The 24,508-nt window shown below is 38.5% G+C and carries 21 protein-coding genes and 1 pseudogene; 6 read left to right on the forward strand and 16 right to left on the reverse strand.

Features of this window, described 5'->3' with window-relative positions:
- Positions 1-75 precede the first annotated feature (75 nt).
- Entirely contained in the window at positions 76-993 is a 918-nt protein-coding gene (gene cyoE, locus NSU19_RS12695) for a heme o synthase (protein WP_063388344.1), read from the forward strand.
- A gap of 358 nt (positions 994-1,351) precedes the next feature.
- On the opposite strand, the gene NSU19_RS12700 is transcribed toward cyoE, so the two are convergent.
- From NSU19_RS12700 to NSU19_RS12715, 4 genes and pseudogenes are all read right to left on the reverse strand, one after another.
- On the reverse strand, positions 1,352-1,561 hold the full coding sequence (locus tag NSU19_RS12700; protein WP_130157802.1) for a DUF3886 domain-containing protein: 210 nt from the start codon (positions 1,559-1,561) through the stop codon (positions 1,352-1,354).
- A 36-nt stretch (positions 1,562-1,597) separates the two neighbouring features.
- On the reverse strand, positions 1,598-1,840 hold the full coding sequence (locus tag NSU19_RS12705) for a DUF2552 family protein (protein ID WP_063388346.1): 243 nt from the start codon (positions 1,838-1,840) through the stop codon (positions 1,598-1,600).
- Between the two features lie 10 nt (positions 1,841-1,850).
- Entirely contained in the window at positions 1,851-2,174 is a 324-nt protein-coding gene (locus NSU19_RS12710) for an iron-sulfur cluster biosynthesis family protein (protein WP_066247658.1), read from the reverse strand.
- A 209-nt stretch (positions 2,175-2,383) separates the two neighbouring features.
- Positions 2,384-3,164: pseudogene (locus NSU19_RS12715) on the reverse strand (class I SAM-dependent methyltransferase).
- A 400-nt stretch (positions 3,165-3,564) separates the two neighbouring features.
- Between NSU19_RS12715 and NSU19_RS12720 the strand changes: the two are divergent.
- Positions 3,565-3,936, forward strand: a complete 372-nt coding sequence (locus tag NSU19_RS12720; RefSeq protein ID WP_130157796.1) for an iron chaperone — start codon at positions 3,565-3,567, stop codon at positions 3,934-3,936.
- Positions 3,937-4,392: 456 nt separating this feature from the next.
- Positions 4,393-5,539, forward strand: a protein-coding gene (locus NSU19_RS12725; protein ID WP_339196770.1) for an IS3 family transposase whose coding sequence is annotated in 2 segments (ribosomal slippage) — positions 4,393-4,662 and positions 4,664-5,539 — 1,146 coding nt in all. Because the reading frame shifts where the segments join, the coding sequence is not laid out codon by codon here.
- A gap of 315 nt (positions 5,540-5,854) precedes the next feature.
- Here NSU19_RS12725 and NSU19_RS12730 read toward each other — a convergent pair.
- The 4 genes from NSU19_RS12730 to NSU19_RS12745 all read right to left on the reverse strand — a co-directional run bounded on the left by NSU19_RS12730 (position 5,855) and on the right by NSU19_RS12745 (position 9,582).
- Entirely contained in the window at positions 5,855-6,184 is a 330-nt protein-coding gene (locus NSU19_RS12730) for a YolD-like family protein (RefSeq protein ID WP_066247653.1), read from the reverse strand.
- A 38-nt stretch (positions 6,185-6,222) separates the two neighbouring features.
- Complete coding sequence (locus tag NSU19_RS12735) at positions 6,223-7,479, reverse strand: UV damage repair protein UvrX (RefSeq protein ID WP_063388352.1); 1,257 nt, start codon at positions 7,477-7,479, stop codon at positions 6,223-6,225.
- Positions 7,480-7,818: 339 nt separating this feature from the next.
- Positions 7,819-8,613: an SDR family oxidoreductase gene (locus NSU19_RS12740; protein WP_094246172.1), complete on the reverse strand. Its 795-nt coding sequence runs from the start codon at positions 8,611-8,613 to the stop codon at positions 7,819-7,821.
- Positions 8,614-9,582: an MBL fold metallo-hydrolase gene (locus NSU19_RS12745; RefSeq protein WP_339193020.1), complete on the reverse strand. Its 969-nt coding sequence runs from the start codon at positions 9,580-9,582 to the stop codon at positions 8,614-8,616.
- Positions 9,583-9,907: 325 nt separating this feature from the next.
- On the opposite strand from NSU19_RS12745, the gene proC reads away from it, so the two are divergent.
- Both proC and namA read left to right on the forward strand, forming a co-directional pair.
- Positions 9,908-10,744, forward strand: a complete 837-nt coding sequence (gene proC, locus NSU19_RS12750; protein ID WP_094246174.1) for a pyrroline-5-carboxylate reductase — start codon at positions 9,908-9,910, stop codon at positions 10,742-10,744.
- Between the two features lie 129 nt (positions 10,745-10,873).
- A complete protein-coding gene (namA, locus tag NSU19_RS12755; protein ID WP_339196772.1) occupies positions 10,874-11,899 on the forward strand; it encodes an NADPH dehydrogenase NamA in 1,026 nt (341 codons plus the stop codon).
- A 903-nt stretch (positions 11,900-12,802) separates the two neighbouring features.
- On the opposite strand, the gene rnz is transcribed toward namA, so the two are convergent.
- Positions 12,803-13,732 carry a ribonuclease Z gene (gene rnz / locus NSU19_RS12760; RefSeq protein WP_130157788.1) on the reverse strand — a complete coding sequence of 310 codons (930 nt, stop codon included), beginning with the start codon at positions 13,730-13,732 and terminating at the stop codon, positions 12,803-12,805.
- Between the two features lie 177 nt (positions 13,733-13,909).
- Here rnz and zwf point away from each other — a divergent pair, with 177 nt between their 5' ends.
- Positions 13,910-15,385 (forward strand): glucose-6-phosphate dehydrogenase, encoded by a 1,476-nt coding sequence (zwf, locus tag NSU19_RS12765; protein ID WP_339193021.1) that lies wholly within the window; start codon positions 13,910-13,912, stop codon positions 15,383-15,385.
- 85 nt (positions 15,386-15,470) lie between these two features.
- Here the strand turns inward: zwf and NSU19_RS12770 are convergent, their stop codons facing one another.
- From NSU19_RS12770 to NSU19_RS12800, 7 genes are all read right to left on the reverse strand, one after another.
- Complete coding sequence (locus NSU19_RS12770; protein ID WP_094246179.1) at positions 15,471-15,743, reverse strand: acylphosphatase; 273 nt, start codon at positions 15,741-15,743, stop codon at positions 15,471-15,473.
- 813 nt (positions 15,744-16,556) lie between these two features.
- Positions 16,557-17,735 carry a sugar ABC transporter permease gene (locus NSU19_RS12775; RefSeq protein WP_327874122.1) on the reverse strand — a complete coding sequence of 393 codons (1,179 nt, stop codon included), beginning with the start codon at positions 17,733-17,735 and terminating at the stop codon, positions 16,557-16,559.
- Positions 17,736-19,235, reverse strand: a complete 1,500-nt coding sequence (locus NSU19_RS12780) for a xylose ABC transporter ATP-binding protein (protein WP_130157813.1) — start codon at positions 19,233-19,235, stop codon at positions 17,736-17,738.
- Positions 19,236-19,326: 91 nt separating this feature from the next.
- On the reverse strand, positions 19,327-20,415 hold the full coding sequence (gene xylF, locus NSU19_RS12785; RefSeq protein WP_066247637.1) for a D-xylose ABC transporter substrate-binding protein: 1,089 nt from the start codon (positions 20,413-20,415) through the stop codon (positions 19,327-19,329).
- Between the two features lie 221 nt (positions 20,416-20,636).
- Positions 20,637-21,911 carry a response regulator gene (locus tag NSU19_RS12790; protein WP_066247636.1) on the reverse strand — a complete coding sequence of 425 codons (1,275 nt, stop codon included), beginning with the start codon at positions 21,909-21,911 and terminating at the stop codon, positions 20,637-20,639.
- The gene (locus NSU19_RS12795) at positions 21,904-23,337 is read right to left on the reverse strand and encodes a sensor histidine kinase (protein WP_144596820.1); all 1,434 of its coding nucleotides are present in this window, start codon (positions 23,335-23,337) and stop codon (positions 21,904-21,906) included. The genes NSU19_RS12790 and NSU19_RS12795 overlap by 8 nt, the downstream gene beginning before the upstream one ends.
- Positions 23,334-24,449 (reverse strand): sugar-binding protein, encoded by a 1,116-nt coding sequence (locus tag NSU19_RS12800; RefSeq protein ID WP_339196776.1) that lies wholly within the window; start codon positions 24,447-24,449, stop codon positions 23,334-23,336. The genes NSU19_RS12795 and NSU19_RS12800 overlap by 4 nt, the downstream gene beginning before the upstream one ends.
- Between the last annotated feature and the right edge of the window lie 59 nt (positions 24,450-24,508).

A 24,508-nucleotide genomic window follows, 5' to 3' on the forward strand; every position in this document is an offset into this window, starting at 1 on the left:
CATTATGCTGGACGCAACTATCAACAATGTCCTCCTAGATTTATAGATCATGAGTGAAAAAGGAAGAGGGGAAGAATGCGAAAAGAAGAAAGCCTTACTACACAGAAACCAACTTTGCCCCAAATTTTGGCTGAAACTTGTAAAATTGGAATTATTCAATCAAATCTCGTTCCGATGTTGGCTGGATTGACATTGGCATTGTATACGTATCAGATCAGCCTGTTTGAGAAATTGCCGGAAATGTTATTTGCTTTGATTGGATCGATTTTCGTAATGGGTGCAGCTGGAGCTTTTAACAACTTATATGACCGAGATATAGATTCTATCATGGAAAGGACGAAAAACAGACCGACTGTGACAGGAGCAATAAAGCCTAAAACAGTATTATGGCTTGGAATCTGTATGTCTATTTTAGGAATTGCAGCTCTTGCATTAACAACTCCTCTAGCAGCATTCCTAGGGTTTCTAGGTTTGTTTTTTTATGTTGTCCCATATACGATGTGGAGCAAGAGAAGAACAATTTATAATACGGAAATTGGCAGTATTTCTGGAGCAATGCCCCCTCTCATCGGATGGGCTGCTGTTCATCCGGACGTGACACATCCAGCCATTCTTGGTTTGTTTGTGATTTCAATTATTTGGCAAATGCCTCATTTTTATGCTATAGCTATTCGCAAGCACGATGAGTATAAGGCTGCGAAGGTTCCTATGCTCCCAGTTGTCAAAGGTGTTAAAAGAGCATATATACAAACGAATATTTATTTAATTATTTTAATTGCAGCAAGCTTTCTTTTTGGGCCTTTAAGCCTCGGTCTTATGCTAGTAGCCCTTCTTTTAAGCGTTCTGTGGCTTATGTTAAGCATTTTCGGCTATAAAAAAATGGATTCAGAGAAATGGGCAAAATCAATGTTTCTTTATTCTCTGTTTCATATGACAATCTTATTTTCAACTGTCATTATCTATTCTCTTGTGGGAATTCTTTTTCATTTATAAAAGAAAGTGTTTCTAAACAAATTCATGGCGGCATAATAAATGTTGGGAATTAAGGGGCTGTCCGATGAGTTCCTAAAATGAAGGATCGGGGAAAAATACTACTGTGAAGGACAAAAATAATCGAATAAAATTTGTAAATGTCCTTCATAGAGGCAATGAAGTCCAACAAGAAGCAATTGTATATGCTGAATGTCCGTCATACAACTTTTGAAGAACCTAATGAAGAAAAGTCCTTCATAAGACTTCTGGAGGATATAAACAAGACAGGAAAAATGGTCTATCCGATAAGTCCCTAAAATGAAGGGGCTCCAAAAAGTCAGTGAACCCTGACTTTTTGGACAGCCTCCTTTCCAGCTTTTTATTTAAAATCTTCCCATTTCAAGTCGCTTTCTGCGAGCAATTCAGCAAAGCTTTTCTGTTTTTCCCGCTTTTGTTCCTCTTTTCTTTTACGCTCCAATTCCAGTTTTTTTAATTTCTCCTTTTCTTCTTCAATTTGTTTTTTCATATCTATAAGCTTTTTCGCTTTTTCTTCGCCGATCTGATCTTTGAGATTCCATGCATCTTTCATGTTTTTTCCCTTCCTTTGACCAATGCATGCTCTTTTTTATCCTAATACATCGTGAATATTCTGCATGTTTTTTTCCATCCATGCAATTGCTTCATCGATCGTGGCAAACTCTTCCGCTTCAAACGTCATTTCATCTTGAATCAGCCACACATCCTTTTTTTCATATCCCATTCCTCCTACAGACCAATGCAGAAGGGTGTACGGATGATTGTCATGGAGAAAGGACACCCATGTTTTATTTAAAGCAATGTTCTTTAAAGAAGCTAGACGTTCCTTCAATTTTGTTCCCTCATTTCACAATGCAGCTCATTCTTGGATTGTAAATTTGCATTGGACTTTTGAGCATGAATATTTGTTTTTGCCCGTGATAATCGATTTGCAATTCATCATCTAAAAAAACAAGCTTTGATCGCTCCACGTACACCGGGACAAAATTTGTATCAATTTTCATATCATCCTCATCAAGATCTTTCACAAGCCAAAGAACAGTAACACCGCTCATGACACAGCCGCAGCCATCTGTATCATATTTCAGCTTTATATAGCGGTTTTCGTTCATTTCCAATATCTCTTTAAGCTTTGCTTTCGCTGCGTTTGTAAACGAAATGTTCATAGGCTAAAATCATCCTTTTTTAATTTTGCCTCCATTCTATCATATTTTAGCTCTCTCCGCTTATTGAAGCAGAATGAACATAACCGATTAACGTTTTTTAAACATTTATAGAGAAATATGGACAAACTATTAGCCGGGTTAGTTGAATAAAGCTGTTGTTTTTATTTGTGAGAAATCAGCGTTATTTTCACAAGCAAATGATGACACGTCTATTTTCTTCCAATCAATATCATTGCATTCCCTAATACTTTTTTGTTCAATAAAAGCTTTGGCAGTTTCATTACTTTAGCGAGTTTGTAGCTTTTCAATTCAGATACACCATGTTTCTTTAAGGAATTTAAGAGTTCTTTTTCATCCCCAAATATTTTTTCATCCATAAACAAATCTAAAAAGACAAATCCACCACCAGGTTTTAACACTCTTAATGCCTCTTTCATTACTTCTGTTTTATTTCTTTCATCTTTAACTTCATGAAATGTTAGACAACTTACAATTATATCGAATTCATCATTTTTAAAAGGCAGTTTTGTGGCACTTGCTTTCAGAAAATTTATTCGATCAGAAACCCCTTCAATTTCAGCGTTTCGTTGGCATTGATCTTTCGAATATTCCCAATCGTCGCCCCAATAATCAATTCCAGTTAATAGGGACTCAGGAAAAGCCTTTGCAAGTTTTATAATCAGTGAACCGCTGCCTTCCTATATCCAGTATTTTTCCTTGCCCATCCCAATTCACCTTGGCAACAATTAAGTCATGTATTTTTGACTGATAATTTCCCCCAAATGCTGCGAATTGGTAATAAGAATAAGAAAGGATAAATGTAATATAAATTAATGGTAACGCTATAATACCTGACAAAACTCGCAGATATAAATTAATAGGTAAGAATGTCAACAAAATGAATAAAAGTGAAAAAAGCAAAAAAATTAGTAGTTTATTCATTCGAATCCAAGTTTGATACCTAGCATTTGTTTTCAAGTTATCAGCCATCCTTAAATCATTAAACTGATTACCGTAGCAATTCGGTCATTGAATTGCTACGGCTCGTGTAGTTGACTAGCGAAAAGATACAGCATAAATTAAACTAATATTCATTTAATTTGGTGCTGTACCCTTTCCTTTCGTTTAAGTAAATTGTTTCACAATATCATGGTTTTATCAATCTTTATTATAATTTGCTTTAAATGATCGAACCTTTTTTAACTCTACATTCGGATGGAAAATTTCAAACTAATTTGCATTTTAAGCCATTTTGACTATTCAGGTTGTAAAATATATAGTGGAAATAGGTGTTGTTTAAGAACTTGTCTGAGCGGTTCTGTGAGGAGTTTTAACGACGAATGGGTTTGAGGAACTTCTCTGAACGATTTTTATTTTAGGAGGAAATAACATGGAAGTTTTTGCAAAATATTTAGCAGGTATCGATAACCCCGACCACCGCGACCGAACAGAGGAAATTTTGGCGTGGGTTGCTAATAAATTTCCAAATTTGAAACCGCAAATCAAGTGGAATACGCCAATGTTTACCGATCACGGCACATTTATCATCGGCTTTTCCACAGCGAAGCATCATTTGAGCGTTTCACCTGAAGAAAAGACAATGATGCATTTTGCCGATGAAATCGCCCAAGCTGGCTACAGCGCTACCAAAGGCTTGTTTCGAATTCCGTGGAATGAGCCGGTAAATTACGAGTTGCTGGAGAAAATGATTGAATTTAATATTCAGGATAAAGCAGACTGTTCAACTTTTTGGCGGAAATAGAATAGGATAGCCCTTAGAAAGCCTGTGAGGGCTTCTGAGAGGCTTTAAGAAGTTGATAGCTACAAAAACGCTTTTTCTTCATGCCCCAACACTCTTGTTGTGGACGCCCTGACACAGCTAATGTCAAAGTTTGGGGTGCGTCCTTTTTTAATAAGTGTAAATTATTACAGGAGCTAAGAAAATAATTCTCTTACTTATTCCAGAAAATGACCCTATAGTGGCAGAGTGAAACTTAATTGTTTTTTGTTAACCGTGAATGTCACTTATTCACTAACGGGTGCTTTTTTAGTGAAAGAAAAATTAATTGATTTTAAGATTGAGATCATGTTTTAGTTATTCCATTATAGGACGCCGATGGTAGAGTAGCAAAAAGCCCAATTTCTCAAATTTTTAGAAATTTATAATGCTCCCATAAGGTGAGACACATGAGCGTGATAAATAAGTTATAATGATACCATGAAAAAAAGAAACCGATATACCGCAGAATTTAAAGCTAAGGTGGTTCTTGAGGTGTTGCGTGAAGAGCAAACCGTCAATGAAATAGCCGCCAAATATGAATTAAGCCCAGTCATGGTCAGTCGTTGGAAAGCAGAATTTCTAGAACGATCCTCGATGGTCTTTGAAAAAGGCTCAAGCGAAGTGGATAAAATCCGTAAAGAATATGAGGCCAAACAAGAAAATTTAGAGAAATTGGTAGGTCAGTTAACGGTTGAAGTTGACTGGCTGAAAAAAAAATCTGGGCTCAAATAAGTCTGTTGACGAACGAAAGGCTATGGTCGAATTCAATCACCCATCGATCAGCATCAAGCGTCAGGCACAGTTATTAGGTATTCATCGTACTAGCGTGTATCGCCAATCAAAGGGGCAAACAGAAAGCTCAGAAAACATCATGCTCATGCACGAAATGGATATGCTTTATACAGCTCATCCCTACTTTGGCTACAGGCGCATGACTGCGAAACTTCGTGAGAAAGGATTTGATGTGAATCGTAAACGCGTACGCCGTCTCATGCGCCTTATGGGTATACAAGCTATTTACCCAAAACCCAACCTTAGTAAGAGGCTACATGCCAAGTACTGCCGACCTTACCTGCTCCGTGGATGGGAGATCACCCATCCGAACCATGTGTGGGGAGTGGATATCACCTACCTTCGTATGGGACGGGGCTTTATGTATCTGTTTACCATCATCGACTGGTTCAGCCGCAAAGTGATCGATTACGAGTTATCTAGTACGCTGGAGAAAGGATTTGTCATCAACTGTCTTAAACGGGCATTGCGTCATGGTAAGCCGGCCATCATCAATAGTGACCAGGGCAGCCATTTTACAAACGCTGACTATCTCGGGCTGTTGAAAGAGTATGGCATCCAGGTATCAATGGATGGCAAAGGACGAGCAACAGACAATAGTCGTACGGAACGATTCTTTAGAGCTTTAAAGTATGAATGTATCTATCTCAATGAATTCGAGAATCCTAAAGAGTTGCGAAAAGGCATTCGACGCTATGTTACGTTCTATAATACAGACCGACCTCACCAATCCTTGGACTATTTGACGCCAGCAACAGTGTACAAGCAACCTAAGATGGTTCAAGCATCCTAACCATCGAACGTGATGAGAGGCTTTATATGGAGAGACGGGCATGATAGGCTGTTTTAGCCATGCGATGTTATCTGTCCATCGCTCCAGCGCAAAAAATCGTGCCCGTAGAGGCTCCATGTCAAGCCTTTATCGCACACGCACCACATTCATAGCGAAAGGAGAGAATGGATAACTTAAATATTATCAATTTGTGTCTTGACAAAGGGGTGCATTACAATTGGGCTGTTAATTATCGTCATTTTCTAAGCGTTGTAAATCTGCATTTTCCTGACCTTACGCTACCCCTATTAAGTTTGTATTTCTAATGCTGTTTTCTTAGTATTGCTCAATTTCAATAATATCTCCTAATTTTAAAACATGTTTTTTAGTCAAGTAATCAACAATTCGTAATTCTCTTTTTAGCTGATCGATATAATGAATATTGCCGACAAGCTTCTTTATTTCACCTTTTTGATAATAGGTGAATTGTAGAGTAATGTTCTCTTCCATAGCCTCACAGATAACTTCATTAAATTCTTCATATTTTTGTTCATCTAAAACCGGTTTTTCGACTTTATCTAAACTTTCATTGTATTTCCTTAGTAATTTCACATGCTCGGGCAGCATCATAGCTGTCCATTTTATGCTTCCACGATCCTGAATCATTGTTTATCCCATCCTTTGCTTTCTTTTCTTCATATTCGTTACGCATAATGCCCGCCGATCAGCTTGTTGCGGTGAAGACTCGTTCCTGCCTTCGTATACGAAACAGCGCGCAGCAGTGCATTGGAGCCGTGCTTGTTCCGAATCGCATCCATTACATATCCTAAACGATGCTCTTTTATGCGGTTCGGCCTAAACAAATCAAGCTGCATGCCGCTGTCTTTTTCCACGTTGGAAAGAGAGATGGAAATTTTTCTGACTGTCTTCCCCTCATAAAAACGATCAAACAGCAAAAGGCAGGCTCGATAAAGATCCATCGTAATATTTGTTGAGACATCCATCGTTTTTGAACGGTAAAATCCTCCCCCGCCTTCCTTTTGGCTGTAGCCGATTCCAAGGCTGATTGTTCTCCCCGCCATCCGGTGTTCCCTCGCTCTTTTTGCCACTTCCTCGCACATTTCTAAGATGACGCATTTCACCTCTTCGGGGTCCGGATAGTCGCGAAGCAATATTTGATTTTTTCCAAAACTGATTTGCCCCAGCATAATCGGAGAGCCTATGTCGGAAAGATCTATTCCCCATGCGTGGTAATAAAGCTGATTCCCCATGACGCCGAACTTCTTTTCAAGGAGCTCTAACGGATAATTTGCGAGCTGACCGACTGTAAAAATTCCCATTCGATTTAACGTTTTTTCAAGTCTTGCCCCAATCCCCCACATCTTACGCAACGGCTTGATGCTCCACAGCTTCGTTTTGACATCATCATACGTCCATTCCGCTATACCTTTCTTTTTCGCCTCCAAATCTAGACAAAGCTTCGCCATCAATATGTTTGGACCGATCCCAACCGCGCATGGGAGAGAAAATTCATTTCGTAAATCTTCCACAATTTTTTCGGCCAGACTATGCGCATCCCCCCAAAGTCTTTCTGTTCCATCCGCAGTAATAAAACATTCATCTACGCTGTAAACATGGATGTTTTCTTTCGGAACATAGCGGTTCAGCAGCCGAGTAATTTCAGCAGAAATCCGTAAATACGTCGCCATTTTCGGAGTGATGAGGCGGATGCGGGGGTCGTTTGGAATTTGAAATAAGCGGGATCCGGTTTGAATTCCGAAATCTTCCTTCAGTTTTGGTGAAGCGGCCAATACAATGCTTCCTGTCCGCTCTTTGTCCCCAACGATAGCAATGTGGGCTGTTAAAGGATCAAGCCCAAGTATGACCGCCGCACAGCTCGCATAAAAGCTTTTCATATCGATGCATAATATATGCCGGTTTGGAAACGATTCATAATTCATTCCATCATCCCCTCATGAGAATGTATGTTCGGTTTTATTTTATTTTTATTGTATGGGAATATACGTTCGATTTCAATGGGAATTTGCGCCATTTTTCGCGGTACAAAAGAAGCATAACAACGAAGTACGGCATCGAAAAACAGATATTAAGCTTGGAAAGCTTATTCAAAATACAGCCGCGTTTTTTAGAAGATTTAAGTTGGAGACAAATCGGTGAAAGAGCTGAATTTTTTGTCAAAATAAAAAGACGCTTGACGCGCCTTTTCAGAAGTGAGAGCGGAGATTTTAGCGAAAAGTCCGCCTTCAGCTTTCTGTTCATTTCCTGCATCATGCTCCCGGTCATTTTTGCCGAAACAAATTTCCGGCAACTTTTTCAAATAGGGAGGGCATAAGACGATAAACAAGCCCGCCAAGCTCCATCCAAACAGGCATATTAATTTCCCGTTTATTTGTCAGCATCACGCTCACGATTTTTTGTGCAACAGCTTCCGGATTAAGCATCCAGCGTTGGACGTTTTTCACATAATCCCCTGACGTATCGGCAAGATTGAAAAAATCCGTTTCAATTGGACCCGGATTGACAGATGTTACAAAAATCCCGCGGTCCGCCACTTCCATCCGCAAGCTGTTCGTAAAGCCTAAAACAGCATGTTTTGTAGCAGAATAGATGCTTGATTTCGGAGTAGCTATTTTGCCAGCCTGAGAGGCGACATTAATAATATGCCCTTCCCGTTGGGCCAGCATCTTCGGAAGAACCAGCTTTGTCGCAGCAATTAATCCGAACACATTTACTTTAAACATTTGCTGCATCTCTTCGAATGTTGCTTCCTCTGCATTTCGAAAAATACCAAAACCAGCATTATTGACTAAAACATCCACTCGGTCAAAATTCTCTGTGATGTCCGTAAATACTTCGGAAACTGCGTCAAGGTCACTGACATCCAGTTCGTAATATGTACAAGAAATAGAGTGAGAGGCTTGAAGCTCATCCGAAAGTTTCTTGAGACGATCCTTCCTCCTAGCCAGCAAAACTAAATGTCCACCGCTTTCTGCAACGATCCTTGCGATTTTTTCCCCGATCCCGCTCGATGCCCCCGTAATAACTACCAATCGATCTTTAAGCCGCGAATTCATTTATTTGTCACCTCTTCGTTGCGCGGAAAAAAGTAAAACGCCATTTTCTATTCTTTTGTTAATTTTTCCATATTGTTCTAAATAATCAAGCTGAGCAACAGTTTCTGATATAGCAAATAAAAGCTCTTGTTGATAAGCAGACGGAAAAAGAAGCTTGCAAAGAGCAAACACCGTCATTTCCTGTTTTTCTAAATGCTTTAATACGGTGAGCGCGCGTTCATGCTGTTTGTCTAAACGGTTCCGAATCAACAGGTGAGGATCGAAAAATTCATCTTTATGACCCGGAAAGACAACAGAAATCGGAATATGCAAAAGCTTTTTCAAAGATTCATTATATTGCAGCTGAGGTTTTGGACGCTCTTTTCCTTCATACGGCATTTCAAGAACAGGATTGGAGGAAATGGTTTTCAGCAAATGATCGCCGCCGATCATTCGGCAGTCTTCCTCATTGTACAAAACGATATGGCTTTGGGCATGTCCAGGAGTCTCAATGACTGTAAACCCAGGCATCCCGTCTATTTCATCTCCTTCTTGAATGGAGGAGGTCAGCGGATGATTGCGTGGATATAAGGAAAGATCAAGATGATCTAAGTGTGACTTAAACGACTCTGGGACGGCAAACTGCTTCAACAATTCTAAAAAAAATTCCTTTTGCCGATCAAAAAAACGCACATCATGAGAAAGCCAAGGAGCAAGCAAACGATGGCCCAAAACACGAAGATCGCCATCAAAAAAATCGAGCAAACCGATATGGTCAGGATGATGGTGGGTAAGAATGACTTGCTCAATATCCTCAGGCACAAGCCCTATTTCCTTCAGCTTATGTTCAAAAACTCTCCACGCTTCCTCCGTTTTCATCCCTGCATCCACTAATGTCAATGCGTCCCCTTTTACAACATACACGTTCACATCTTTAATCGGATAAGGTATAGGGATCGTTATTTTATAAATTGCATCTTTGCTGAACATTTTTGCAAACCGCCTTTAATTTTTTAATATAACTTATTTTACACATGATAAATCAATTTGTCATTTTATTCAAATAATTCATAAGTATACTTGACAAGCCGTAGGAACTGATAAAAAATTAATTCTACAACGCTTTTAGAATTTAAGGCAGGGAAACATTTCATCATACAAGCCTATCCAAAGCATGCGCTTCTGTTGCTTAACAGATGAATAGTAAAACGTTTTCTCGCTACCTTTCCAACTGAATCTCTTCTCTTTTAAACTAAGTTTATAGGGAAGAAGTTCAAAAGAAACATATAAAACAATCAGGAAGGAGTCTCTTTTTATGTACAAGTTTGGATTTATCGGAGCCGGATCTATGGCGGAAGCTATTATATCCGGATTGATCAACGGGAACAAGTGCCGGAGAGAAGAGATCGTTGTGACAAACCGTTCCAATGAAAAGCGGCTCGAGGAGCTGCAAAAAACATACGGCGTCACGATGACAAAAGATAAAAAGCATTTGTTTGACAACACAAAAACGATTTTTTTCGCGATGAAGCCGAAGGACGTTGACGAGGCAGTAAAAACAGTCCGCGAATACGCAACAGAAAACCATCTTGTTATTTCCATGCTCGCAGGCGTTTCAACGAAAGCAATTGAAACATTATTCAACAAACGTATTCCCGTCATTCGAGCAATGCCGAATACGTCCGCTACCATCAGACAATCAGCAACCGCCTTGGCACAAGGACAATATGCAACGGATGGTGACCTGTCAGCAGCTGTTGAACTGTTTCAATTGATCGGAACAGTTGAAATTGTTGAAGAAGACAAGCTCGATGCCGTCACAGGACTGGCAGGAAGCGGACCAGCCTATATTTATTACATAGTAGAAGCAATGGAAAAAGCAGCAGAAGAAATCGGGTTAGAAAAGTCCATGGCGCGCTCCCTCATTGTTCAAACACTTTATGGGGCAGCATTAATGTTAAAAACGTCTGACAAAGAGCCGTCTACTCTAAGAAAAGAAATAATGAGCCCAGGCGGCACAACTGAAGCCGGCTTAAGCGTCTTAAACGATCATCACGTAGATGAAGCTATTATAAGCTGTGTGAAACGGGCAGTCGAACGGTCAAAAGAATTAAACAGCGCTTTGGAGGAAAAACTGGTGAACGAACAATAATCTGAAATCGGATTCGGGTTCAGCGAGCAATACTGAACCCCTTTTTTATATTTACCAAGCAGATCATATGACAAAAATAATCATAATTGCTAAAATTTCAAAGGAAATATTTAGGGAGGCGAATAAAAGATGAAAGACCGATTATTATTTTCTCCATTTACGATTAAAGATGTCACATTGAAAAATCGAATTGTCATGTCGCCGATGTGCATGTACTCAGCCGCAAATAAAAAAGGATTTCTTGAAGATTTTCATTTCACACATTACATTTCAAGAGCGGTGGGACAGGTGGGCCTCATCATTCTTGAAGCAACAGCTGTTACGCCGGAAGGCAGAATTTCTGAATTGGACCTCGGTATATGGGAAGATGACCATATTATAAAATTGGCTGAACTTGTGCAGCAAATCAAATCATACGGAGCGAAAACAGGTATCCAGCTTGCTCATGCAGGAAGAAAGTCAAATGTGAGCGGAGACATATTCGCCCCATCTTCAATTCCTTTTGATCAAAACAGCCGTACACCGAAAGAACTGACAAAAGAACAAATAAAAGAAACGGTTGAAAAATTTCAATTAGGAGCAAAACGAGCTAAGGACGCAGGCTTTGATATCATCGAAATCCATGCTGCCCACGGTTATCTCATTAACGAATTTTTATCTCCGCTATCAAACAAGCGCAATGATGAGTACGGAGGAAGCTTAGAGAACCGCTACCGGTTTTTAAAAGAGGTTATCCAAGCCGTAAGGAAAGTGTGGGAAGGCCCGTTGTTTGTTCGTGTTTCCGCCAGTGACTATGTTGAAGGCGGATCGACGATAAATGATTACGTACAAATTGCTAAATGGCTGAAAGAGGATGGTGTCGATTTGATTGATGTCAGCTCAGGAGGGCTTGTCCCGGCAAATATAGATGTTTATCCCGGGTACCAAGTGCCATTTAGCGAAAAAATCAGACAGGAAGCAAACATCAAAACAGGGGCAGTCGGCTTAATTACTTCACCTTTGCAGGCGGAAGAGATTTTAAAAAACAACCGGGCGGATCTTATTTTTGTCGCCCGCGAATTATTGAGAAATCCATATTGGCCTTACCATGCAGCTAATGAACTAAACGCAAAAATTGAATCGCCGACACAATATGAACGCGGATGGCGCATATAAATCGAGTAGGAGGGAGCGATTAACTCCCGTCCTCTCACACCACCGTACGTACGGTTCCGTATACGGCGGTTCAATTAAGATAATTGACGCAAGTCTTTATAACTTCCGTGAATAGCTGTTCTCTTTATGCCAGTGGTCACTCCACCCTCCAAGAGATCTCCCACGGGATTCACCGCTTCCTCCCTCAAGTGAGGTACTACGTTTTCTGTGTTCATCATGACTCACTGAATGCCAAGGGCTATTCTCTCTTAATTGTTCGGTCCTTCTTAGTTGTTCTAGACCAACTAATACTATGACCTCTGCTGACTTCTGACGGTTCAGCTATCTATCACTAGATAGGTTACCAAGGTTACTTGGCGTGCCAGCCAGACCTCCCCGGGTAAGAGTGTAATCTTTCCTTCCATCCATCTGCTTCATTTACTCTGTATCACCTTCGGCAGAAAGGGCTTTGTTTTGTCTTGCAAACTCACCCAGTGATACCTAGCCTCATATGAAGTTCGTGTTCCTCAGACCGGAAGTTTGCCGCTCGCTTCCTTCAGATTCCGCGTCACCACGGACACCCTTGCGTTAAGCTAACTGCTACTTCTGCCTTCGCAGCTCGGGACTTTCACCCTATAGATTACACCCATGCCGGGCGCACAAGAAGAAGCTGTCTCAAAAAAGCCTTTTGAGGCAGCTTTTGTTTGCATATTGCATTTTCCAAAGCATACTGTGAGTGTTGAATCAACATATAATTCTTTCATTGCCGCAACCGAAAAAATTTTGAAAGTTCAGAGATTCTGCAAGAATCATGTCGACGATTTTTTTGCCCGATTATAGGACTAAATATGCCTGTAGACGATTCTTTTATTCTATGTAAAAAAGGCGGCGAAAGTTTCATTTTTGGCATCCCCATACCATTTTCTACTTTTTAGGAATTGGGACACATAAAAAATCATGGGCAAGGCTTGCTTCTGGAAATACAGCCCTTGCTTCAGCAAGAAGCATTTGACAATCCTCTTCGCCTTGATATCGCGAGCTAATATGCGTCAGCCATAACGTTTTTGCGTTTGCCTCTAAAGCAATTTGCGCTGCTTGAACTGTTGTCGAATGAAAATAATTGTAGGCCAAAAGCTCTTCATCCTTTGCAAATGTCGCCTCATGCACTAAAACATCCGCATCCTTTGATAATTCGACGCTTTGCTTGCAATATCTTGTATCACCCAAAATCGAAACAATCCGTCCTTTTTTGACAGGACCTAAAAAATCTTTTCCATTCAAAACTCTTCCATCAGCAAGTTGGACTGTTTCGCCATTTTTTAATTTTTTGTATATAGGTCCAGGTTTTACTCCAATTTCTTTTAATCGATCCGCTAAAAGTGTTCCGGGCAGATCCTTCTCTATAATCCGATAACCGAATGAAGGGATGCCGTGCTCCAATTTCTTTACCTTAACGATGAATTGATCATCCTCAAAAACGGTTTCATCGTCAAATATTTCTTTTGTAATAAGCGGATATTTAAGATGAGTAAAGCTTAACTTCAAAGTTTGTTCCACAAATTCTTTAATGCCGGGAGGACCGTAAATTACGAGCGGGCTCTCGGCGCCATGAAAGGATCTTGTTCCTAACAAACCGGGAAGTCCGTATATATGATCACCATGCAAATGCGTAATAAAAATTTTTTCAATTTTTGCCGGTTTGATGTTCGTATATAAAATCCGGTGCTGTGTCGCCTCGCCGCAATCAAACAGCCAAATAGAACCGCGTTCTTCAAGCAATTCAAGCGCAATGGAAGACACATTTCGATGTTTGGCCGGCAGACCAGCACCTGTTCCTAAAAAATAAAGATTCAACGTTCGCTCCTCCAAATGTCTTTTTATCTGTTATTATAATACATTCATTCAATATTTAGCAGAAAAATCAGCAAATATTATTTGCGTTACAGTACGTTTACCTTTAAAATTAAATATTTGAACGGGTACATATTTTTAGCAAAATTTATAGCAAAACGATAAAGTGAGGTACGTTCAGTGAATACAATCCAGTTACCAAAAGCAATCATCATTATATTCGGAGCAACAGGAGATTTAGCAAAACGGAAATTATTCCCATCCATTTACCGTTTATATCAAAGCGGTAAGATCAGCGAAGAATTCGCGGTCGTTGGCGTGGCAAGAAGACCATGGACGAACGAAACGTTCAGAGAAAATGTTAAAGATTCCGTTGAAAATGCAGTTTCCGTCAACAGCGATCTAACATCCTTTACTTCGCATTTTTATTATCATCCGTTTGATGTATCGAACCAGTCTTCGTATCACAGCTTAAAAAGCTTACTTTCCGACTTGGATGAAAAATATCAAACGGAAGGGAACCGAGTCTTTTACTTGGCGATGGCGCCTGAATTTTTCGGAATCATCGCTAACAATTTAAAAGAGCACGGTTTAAAAGATACAAACGGATGGACAAGACTTGTCATTGAAAAGCCGTTCGGCCATGACCTAGCTTCCGCCCAAAAATTAAACGATGAAATCCGCACCGCATTCGATGAAGAGCAAATTTACCGAATCGACCACTATTTAGGAAAAGAAATGGTGCAAAATATTGAAGTCATTCGATTTGCCAATGCGCTTTTTGAACATTTATGGAATAACCGTTTTATTTCCAATATTCAAATTACTTCAAGCGAATCACTCGGCGTGGAAGACCGGGGCAACTATTATGAAACATCCGGTGCGCTCAGAGATATGGTGCAAAACCATATGCTGCAGATGGTGGCCTTGCTTGCGATGGAACCGCCAATTAAATTAACGACTGACGAAATTCGTTCCGAAAAAATTAAAGTGCTTCGTGCTTTACGGCCAATTCAGGAAAATGAAGTCGACAGCTATTTTGTAAGAGGCCAATATACAAAGGGAATAATTAATGGAAAAGAGGTTATCGGCTACCGAGAAGAAGCAAATGTAGATCCCGATTCCAATACAGAAACGTTTGTGGCCGGAAAGATTTTGATTGACAATTACCGTTGGGCAGGCGTTCCTTTTTACATTCGCACAGGAAAGCGGATGAAAGAAAAATCAACAAAAATTGTTGTCGAATTTAAAGATATTCCAATGAACCTATACTTTAAAAAGGAAAGCGACCGCGTTCCAAACTTGCTTGTCATCCATATCCAGCCTGATGAAGGGATTACGCTTCATCTCAATGCCAAAAAAGCGGGAGTAAGCTCAGAGGCTACACCAATTAAGCTTTCTTACAACAATAACGGCATCGACGGCATGAACACTCCGGAGGCATATGAAAGATTGCTATATGATTGCATGCAAGGCGATGCCACGAATTTTACCCACTGGGATGAAGTCGCCTTATCATGGGCATATGTTGATCCGATTTCAAATGCATGGTCCCGTAAAAAAGCAGCCTTCCCTAACTATGAGGCAGGCTCGATGGGTCCTAAAGAAGCGGATGAACTTCTTGCCAAAGACGGCTTCCATTGGTGGCCGATCTAATGACATTTTTCAATTTAAAAGTGTTGCCTTATTAAAACACCCCTTGTACAAATAGGGGTGTTTTATCATATTGATGCTTTAATGATTAATAACGAATATCAAACTTTTGAAAGCCTTCCACTTCATCATGTTCCGTTAATTGTATATTTTCAACTTTTGAAAAAGGACTACCTTTTTGAATAGAGGCAAGAAAGTTCTGTAAATTTTGCTCCTCTCCTTCTGCAACGATTTCAACCGTTCCGTCCATCTTGTTTCGAACCCAACCGGAAATTTGGTGCTCGACCGCTTTTGATTGCGTAAAATATCGAAACCCCACTCCTTGCACACGTCCTGAAACAATGATATGGTATTGCTTCATTTTTTCACTCCTTTCATAAATATTCTTCATTTCTATCTTAATTTATTTTTTACCGAATTTAGATATAAACGAAACGGTTTGTGAAAGAATTAATCAAAAAAGTGATAGTTAAAAAATATATCCAATAGAGGCTGTCTAAAAAGTCAAATCCTCATTGAAAAATATCAATCTATCAACATTTCTAAAACATTAAAAGAGCGTCTATAAGCCGAAAAACGACTTATTAAACATCCCCATCCAAATTATAGAAAGTAAAGTTCGTAGGGGGGAATTTACACAATAATTTGGACTTGACCAAAGAATTTTGCAAGTTAAAAAGATAGAAAATCAATATAAGATGGAAAAAATCCAATCACAACTAACGCCAACCGAATGAAAAATATTAGAGTTCATAGATAATACGTGAAATTGCAGATGAAATGTTCATTTCCATCCGAACGGTCAAAAACCATGTCAACAACATTTTAAAAAATGGAAGAAAAAAGCAGCAAAAAAATTAGGCTTATTTAAGAGGTAAGTTTAGTTATCGAACTTCTTAATTGCTTCTAGAATTACCTATAGGCTTTTTTATTTATGTGATTTTACATTTAATAAATCACATTCCGTCCTTAGTGATTTTCCTTCGTTGAAATACGATGCCTAAATGACCACAAGGATAGGAAATGAAATGAGGTTTATTCCAAGCTTTCCATAGTTTGATATAGTCTTCATAATTATATACAGCATACTGGTGCATTTTTTACCAATACAAATAGGGCTGAAACTATGAATGATATCCAAAGTTCAGCCCTTTTGTAGCAGATTTTTAACTACTTATTTTTTTTTACGGCTTGCAATATCTATCCAGACTGCTAGTACAAGAATACTTCCTTTCACAATGTACTGCCAATAGGTGTCCAACCCCATAAGGGACATTCCATTATCGAGCGATGTCATGACCATGGCCCCTATAATCGCACCAATAATCGTTCCAGATCCGCCCATTAAAGAGGTTCCGCCAATGACACATGCAGCGATAGCATCTAATTCATACATCTGGCCAGCCGAAATGGTAGCAGAAGAAAGACGAGCTGTTAACACAATTGCTGCAACGGCTGATAACAATCCGCTAAATACAAACAGCATCATCGTGCGACTTTTAATATTAATTCCTGATAAACGCGCAGCTTCTGAATTTCCGCCAATTGCATAAATATGACGGCCAAATGTTGTGTTATTCGCAATAAATGAAAAAATGACTGCCAAACCGATAACAAATATAATGGGAAACGGAATTCCTTTATAGCTGTTCATCGTGATGACGAATAAAACAATGAGTGAGCTAAGAAAAAGTATTTTCATGATTTCCAATGAAAGAGGCATTACTTCAAATCCATAATTTAAGCGAGTTTTTCGTTTTCTTATTGTTAAAATAACCAAAATGACTACTGCTAGTATGGCCAACACAATCCCAAACATATTTGTAAAATAGGCACTTCCAAGGGCAATAAAATTCGCATCAAAAATAGGAATGGTTGTTGATTTCGTTATTCCCATTAAGATGCCGCGAAATGCCATCATACCGCCTAAAGTGACAATAAATGCAGGAATTGCCTGATAGGCAACTAGCCAACCCTGAAGTAGGCCAACAATTGCACCAGCAACTAACGTGACAACAATGACAACAATCGTTGGCATTCCCATCCAGTTACTAAATATGGCAGCAATACCTCCTGTAAGGCCTACAATGGATCCGACAGATAAGTCAATGTGTCCGGCAACAATAACGAGGACCATTCCAATCGCTAAAATAGAAGTAACAGACATTTGAGTGAATAAATTTGAAAGGTTACGCGCTGTTAAGAATGTATCGTTCAAAATTCCAAAGAACAGCCAAATCGCAACTATGGCACCAATCATCGTATAAGCCCGTACGTCAATTTTTCCGATTATATCTTTCAACGACTTTTTTTTGACATTTGTCTTTTGTTGAGCCGTCACTTTTAATTCCATTTATTTCCCTCCTCCCGTTGCTGCTGACATAATTTTTTCTTGTGTGGCTTCTTCTTTCGTCAGCTCTTTCACAAATCTGCCTTCGTTCATGACCAGAATTCGATCGCTCATACCAAGTATTTCAGGCAACTCTGATGAGATCATAATGATTGCGACTCCTTCATTAACCAGCTGATTCATTAATTGATAAATCTCATATTTTGCCCCTACATCAATTCCCCGTGTAGGTTCATCTAAAATTAAAATTTTCGGCTTAGACATCAACCATTTGGCAATAACGACTTTTTGCTGATTCCCTCCCGATAATGCTCCAACTTTCGTTTCAAGAGATGCCGTTTTAGTTTTTAACTTCTGGACAAACTGTTGGCTTGATTTCATTTCTTCATTATGGTTCATAACGCCCCATTTGCTAATTTTTTTCAAACTGGCAAGAGTGGTATTTGTTTTCACATCCATACTTAAAACAAGACCAAAGCGTTTTCGATCCTCTGTCACTAATGCTATCCCTTCATTAATAGCATCTTGAACGTTGCGAATGTGAACCTTTTTACCTTCTATCCATACCTCGCCTTCCCGTTTTCCCTCATATGCTCCAAAAAGACTTGTGGCAAGCTCTGATCTACCAGACCCCATTAATCCAGCTATTCCAAGGATCTCTCCTTTTCTAAGTGAAAAGGAAATATTATCATTTACCTTCATTTTTGGCATGTCTGGATGCCAGACAGAATAGTTTTTCACTTCAAGAATCGTTTCTTTTGGAGTTCGTTCAGCTTGCGGATATCGTTCCGTTAATTCTCTGCCGACCATTAAAGAAATAATTTCATCCTCACTTGTTTCATCTTTGGATAGAGTTGCAATGGATTTTCCATCACGTAAGACGGTTATAGAATCAGCTAAACGAAAAACTTCAGGCATTTTGTGAGAAATGTAAATACATGTTACCCCTTTTTTTCTTAATTCCTCTAAAATTCCCATTAATATTTCGACTTCACTCTCTGTTAAGGCAGCTGTCGGTTCATCTAAAATCAATATCTTCGTATTTTTAGACAAAGCTTTGGCAATTTCCACAAGTTGTTGCTGCCCGATGCCAAGTGAATAGATTTTCGTTTGAGGAGCCACATTTAAACCTACTGCATTTAACCATTCGGATGACTCATAAAACAATTGATCCCATTGGATGACGCCATATTTTTTCGGTTCTGCTCCTAGAAAAATGTTCTCTCCAACTGTCAAATCTTTAACGAGTGCAAGTTCTTGGTGAATAATTGCAATCCCTGCCTTTTCTGCATCTTTAATATTGCGGAAATGTACAGGGGTTCCGTTTATACGAATCTCTCCTGAATATGTTCCAGTTGGATATAATCCACTTAATACTTTCATTAACGTCGATTTACCCGCTCCATTTTCACCACAGAGCGCATGAATTTCACCTTTTTTCACTTTAAATGTTACACGGTCTAATGCTTTCACTCCGGGAAACTCTTTTGTTATTTGATCCATCTCTAACGAATACAACCATCTTCCCTCCCATTCGCAGCATGATAGAATGAGAAAGGTCTGACTCTTTTGTAAGAGTCAGCCTTTATAACATTTAATTCTGTTTTGGCCATTGATCTTTTGGAACATTTTGATAGACATCTTCTAATTTGTGAAATCCATCTTTAATGACAGTATCTAGAACATTTTCTTTCGTTACAGCAATAGGATCGAGAAGGATAGATGGAACATCGATTTTACCGTTCGGTATTTTTTGATCTGTTTCGATTTTTTCTCCTTTTGCAACAGCTACAGCTATTTCAGCCGCTTTCGTGGCAATAGCATGAATTGGTTTATAAACCGTCATTGTTTGCGTTCCTTCCACGATGCGTTGCAGCGCAGCCAGCTCTGCATCTTGACCAGACACAGGGATTTTCCCTGCCAGTCCTTGAGCCGCTAATGCTTGAATGGCGCCGCCAGCTGTGCCATCATTTGCTGCTATAACTGCTTGAATATTATTTTTATTTGCTGTTAAAGCGTTTTCCATATTTTTCAATGCTTCTTCAGGCTTCCAGTCCTTTGAGAACTGATCATAAACAATCTTAATATCCCCTTTTTCTTCAAGCGGTTTTAACACATTCATAGCTCCTTCACGGAATAGGTGAGCATTATTATCTGTATCGGCACCACCGATGTATACATAGTTTCCAGTCGGTGCTTGCTTAACAATCTCTTTCGCCTGCATTTCCCCAACTCGAACATTGTCAAAAGATACATAGTAGTCTACATCTGCATTTTTAATCAGGCGGTCATACGAAATAACCTTAATTCCTTCTTTATGCGCTTTGTCAACAATAGCTGCTGTAGCTTCTGCATTATGTGGTACAACAACTAACACATCTACCCCTTCGGAAATTAATTGTTCTGCTTGATTCAATTGAGCGGCATCATCGCCATTAGCCGCAAGCGTTTTTACTTCTGCTCCTAATTCTTTTACCTTTGCTTCAAACAGGTCTTTATCGCGCTGCCAGCGCTCCTCCTTTAACGTATCCATTGAGAAACCAACCACAATTTTGTCGCCATCTTCTTTTGCTTGACTGCTTTTGTCCTCGCCTCCCGATGAAACAACGCCGCATCCTGTTAAAGCAGAAGCTAAAACAAGTGATGCAGCTGCCATCGATAAAGTTTTCCACCATTTCTTCATTTGAAACCCCCCTCGTAATGTTTACGCTTTCATTTTTAAGCCTATCACGCATATGAAAACGATTTCTTTCTTATTTCCTTCACTTTTTCGACTTATAAAGGGACATTTTTCACCTGTAAAAATTTTACTGACTACCAAAATAGGACTCTTTTAATATTTGTCAAAAAAGTGCTAAAAAAAGATCACCCCTCCTGCACGTATAGGAGAAGTGATCGAATTTATCATTTATTTTTCTGCAGTTGGTTTCGATACTCTTTTGGCGTCATTTTCGTAACTTTTTTAAAAACTCGACTAAAATAGTTAGGATCGTTATAACCAACATAATAAGAGATTTCTTTTACGTTAAGATGGTATTGTTTCATCAGTTCTTTCGCTTTTTCAATACGCATATGTGTTAAAAAATCAGAGAACGTTTGGCCCGTTTCCTGTTTAAATCGTTTACTAAAATAGTGTGGATGAAAATTCATCAATTGAGCGACTTCCTCTAGTGTAATATCTTCGTGAAAATGATCAGAAATAAATTGAAGTGCTATATCTAGTCCCTTCGTATTCTCTGAATTTAGTAAAGCTCGATTCTTTTCTTTCTTGTCTGAATCGTGTGCAGCCTCTACTTCTGAAATATGTTTTACCCGTCCAAAATACGGTTGAGATGTTACAGCCAGAAGAGCTTCTTGATATGACTTTTTAAAGCCTTGAATATCCTTTTGCAAAGTACCAATTCCTATTTTAATTTTTTTGTTTGTTCGTTTTTCGATTTCCTTCAACCATTTCATGGAAAGAGTAATCCATTGATTTCTCGTCATGTCCTGATCGGAAGGAAAAGAAAATATCGTCATACGATGATCGATTAAAGGACTGCATATACACTCTTGTTTATTTTTCATATACCTTTTGACAATTTGGTATAAATCTTGTTTCTCTTCCATCTTTATATCGGAAAATTCAATGACAAAGGCTACGCTAGTTCGGTGAGGGATTTTTAACAGAGAAAGCAATTCATCCACGTCTGTTTCTGATACTGCATCCATCATAATCATTAGGGCACATTCGGATTCACTAATTGAAAAAAGGTGTCCCAGCTTTTCTTTCATTTTCAGTTCCTTCTCACGATTTAGCAATTCTTCTTCTAATTCTGATATACATTTTTTCAACACAGAGACAATTTTCTCTTTTTTAGCTGGTTTTAAAATATAATCATTCACACCGAGTTCAATGGCTTCTTTTGCATAGGAAAAATAATCAAATGCAGTTAATATAATGATTTTAATCTTAGGATTTTGTTTTTTTATTTCTTCAATCGCCTCCAGTCCTTGAATACCAGGCATTTTTAAATCCATAAATATAATTTCCGGCTGATGCTTTTCCATCTGTTGTATCGCCAATCGGCCATTTTCAGCATGAAAAATTTGAAATTGATTGGGCAAACATTTTTGAATCATCAATTCTAACCCTTCACGCTCTAGAGGTTCATCATCTGCAATGAGAAGTTTATACATGCATCTTTTCCCCCCTTACTCTTGGTAATGACAACAAAATCGTGGTGCCGCGACCTTGCTTGCTTTTAATATCCACGATATCATGTACTTGGTAAAATAATCGCAAACGTCGAAACACATTTTCCATTCCTAATCCTGTTGAATGTCCTGTTGATTTTTTAATTGAAAAAGATGGTGACTCGAGTATTGTTTTCACAATCTTTTCATCCATCCCTACACCATTATCCGAAATTTTCACCAACACTCTTCCTTCTTTTTCTTTGACGCTTAACTCAATAACAGCTCCTGATTCCATTGATTCGATCCCGTGGACAAAAGCATTTTCAAGCAAAGGCTGAATCGTAAGTGCAGGTATTGATTGGTCTAAACAATGATTATCAATCTCCATTTGAAATGAAATACGGTCACGAAATCGTGCTTTTTGTATGGCAAAATACTCTTTTGCATTTTCAATTTCTTCACGCAGCATGACAGGTTCGTTTAATTTCCGCAAATTATATCGTAATAAATTGGAAGTAGAAATGGTTAGTTCACTCGTTTTTTCAGCTCCTTCAATATATGCAAGCTTTGAGATCACATTTAATGTGTTAAATAAAAAGTGCGGGTTAATTTGACTTTGAAGTGCTTTTAACTCTAATTCTCTCATTAATTTTTCTTTTTCTAGTATTTCCATATTTTTAGAGATTAATTTTCGTAAATTTTCAATCATCTGATTAAACACTTTTCCTAGTACCCCAACCTCATCATTTGGCTGGTATATCGGCACGTTCGTATTTAAGTCTCCCGCAGCGACTTGTTTAGCTGTTTGAACAAGCTGCTGAATGGGAATGACGATACTTCGAGACAGCCAGATAGCAAATACGATACTTAATGCTGTGGTTACAATAAACAAACTTCCTCCCCATTTATTCATATTTTCGTTAATTGCCAACATACTATTATACACAGGCTGGTATTCACTCAATTCCATGTCTACTAGTTGTTGGCTATCCTCCCGAATGAAAGAAGCAACTCTTTCTATTTCTTTGAATTGATCAGCTTGATCCAGAAATTTTTTTTCTTTTAAGTTTGTTAAAATAGCTTCTTCCAGTTGGAGAAAAGTATTGATCATATTTTTGTAATTATCAACTACTAAAGCATTACTGGCCGAATTGTTGCTTAAATTATTTTGCAGAGCTTCTAAATTAGCTTTATGTTTAATTAGCAAGTTAAGATTTTCTTTGTCTTGATATATGAGATAGCTGCTTAAATAGCGAAGATTTTCTTGAGTTTCATTGGAAATTTGTTTGTATAAGTAAATACGATGGACCATGAAGTCATAGCTCTTTTGAACTTTTTTTCCACTATCAAAAATAAAAAATGCTATAGTATTGAGTAAAATGACGAGCAATGGAATAAAGATAAACAATTTTGTCCGTATATTCACGGTGTTACCTCCATTTGTACGTTTGATGCATCTACTTTTTTGCTTGAAGTAAAATATACGTTTGGAATAGGTTGTCCTTGCAAATGCTTGGACATTAATTGAACAGCAATAAAACCCATTTCATATGGTTTTTGAATGATGGTTGCTGTAATCTCTCCTTTTTTTATTGCCAATAATGTTTCTTCGACGTCATCAAATCCAAAAATTTGAATATCGGATCGTTGCAAATTTTTCACAGCCACTGTCATACCAATTGCATCTAAAGCACTTGTCCCAACCATCACTGAAATATCGGGATATTTTCTTAACATAATATCAGCTTGAATGGACGCTTGTATTCTTGAAATATTGGATGCTTGGACTTCCACTACTTCTAACCTTGGATGTTGTTTAATAACTGACAAAAAACCATCTAGCCGCTCCTGTTGATTGTCAGATGATTCACTCCCAATAATAACCCCAATTTTATGCTGCCCTGTTGTCATATCTACCACGGTTTTCCCAAGCAATTGACCAGCTGCAAAATTGTCTGTCCCTATATAGGATAGACGACGGCTCGCTTTAGCATCTGTATCAATTGTGATAATTGGAATATTTTTGGATATTGCTTTATTAATGATTGGAGTAAATGCTTCTTCATCCAAACTTTGAACAATGATTCCATCTACTTTAGAAGCAATTGCTTTTTCTAATAGCTTAATCTGTTCTTCAATACTTGTTCGTAACGGAGCGACATATTCAACTTCTACTTGAAACTTTTTTGCAGCATCCTGAGCACCTTTTTCTACTTTCCGCCAGTATGGATTATCGAATTCTTGAGCAATAAGAATAAAATGCGGAGGTTCTTCATGTAGGGAAACCCTTTTGTCAAGAGCTTCCACTGTCTCTTCCATCTGCTTTGACGTCCATATAAATTGAATAAAAACATATAGAAACAAAATAATTAAGAATAAAAAAGTTAATGTCCATCTTTTGTTTGACATATATTTCACCTTTAGCTCAAATAAATTGTAACCGTTTACAGTTAATCCGATTAAATATTTTGATAATCTACAAGCCTTATATCTATTAATATTATTATAAACTAGTGCGATTTCCTTTTTATTTTTCATAAATTTCTCATGTATGACTCCTCATAGGGAAATAATTCATAGCTTTTGTCTTACACTGA

Source organism: Aeribacillus sp. FSL k6-2211, assembly GCF_037966125.1.
GTDB classification, from domain to species: Bacteria; Bacillota; Bacilli; order Bacillales; family Aeribacillaceae; genus Aeribacillus; species Aeribacillus composti.

Excerpts from the sequence above, each read along its gene's own strand:
- NSU19_RS12735 (WP_063388352.1), bottom strand. The coding sequence starts at position 7,479 with ATGAATTATGAATCGTTTCCAAACCGGCATATATTATGCATCGATATG.
- NSU19_RS12790 (WP_066247636.1), bottom strand. The coding sequence starts at position 21,911 with ATGTATAAACTTCTCATTGCAGATGATGAACCTCTAGAGCGTGAAGGG.
- xylF (WP_066247637.1), bottom strand. The coding sequence starts at position 20,415 with ATGAAGAAATGGTGGAAAACTTTATCGATGGCAGCTGCATCACTTGTT.
- NSU19_RS12800 (WP_339196776.1), bottom strand. The coding sequence starts at position 24,449 with ATGAAAAATAAAAAGGAAATCGCACTAGTTTATAATAATATTAATAGA.
- NSU19_RS12775 (WP_327874122.1), bottom strand. The coding sequence starts at position 17,735 with ATGGAATTAAAAGTGACGGCTCAACAAAAGACAAATGTCAAAAAAAAG.
- NSU19_RS12710 (WP_066247658.1), bottom strand. The coding sequence starts at position 2,174 with ATGAACATTTCGTTTACAAACGCAGCGAAAGCAAAGCTTAAAGAGATA.
- NSU19_RS12700 (WP_130157802.1), bottom strand. The coding sequence starts at position 1,561 with ATGAAAGATGCATGGAATCTCAAAGATCAGATCGGCGAAGAAAAAGCG.
- NSU19_RS12770 (WP_094246179.1), bottom strand. The coding sequence starts at position 15,743 with ATGAAGCAATACCATATCATTGTTTCAGGACGTGTGCAAGGAGTGGGG.
- NSU19_RS12740 (WP_094246172.1), bottom strand. The coding sequence starts at position 8,613 with ATGAATTCGCGGCTTAAAGATCGATTGGTAGTTATTACGGGGGCATCG.
- NSU19_RS12720 (WP_130157796.1), top strand. The coding sequence starts at position 3,565 with ATGGAAGTTTTTGCAAAATATTTAGCAGGTATCGATAACCCCGACCAC.
- cyoE (WP_063388344.1), top strand. The coding sequence starts at position 76 with ATGCGAAAAGAAGAAAGCCTTACTACACAGAAACCAACTTTGCCCCAA.
- NSU19_RS12745 (WP_339193020.1), bottom strand. The coding sequence starts at position 9,582 with ATGTTCAGCAAAGATGCAATTTATAAAATAACGATCCCTATACCTTAT.
- namA (WP_339196772.1), top strand. The coding sequence starts at position 10,874 with ATGAAAGACCGATTATTATTTTCTCCATTTACGATTAAAGATGTCACA.
- proC (WP_094246174.1), top strand. The coding sequence starts at position 9,908 with ATGTACAAGTTTGGATTTATCGGAGCCGGATCTATGGCGGAAGCTATT.
- NSU19_RS12780 (WP_130157813.1), bottom strand. The coding sequence starts at position 19,235 with ATGGATCAAATAACAAAAGAGTTTCCCGGAGTGAAAGCATTAGACCGT.
- NSU19_RS12730 (WP_066247653.1), bottom strand. The coding sequence starts at position 6,184 with ATGATTCAGGATCGTGGAAGCATAAAATGGACAGCTATGATGCTGCCC.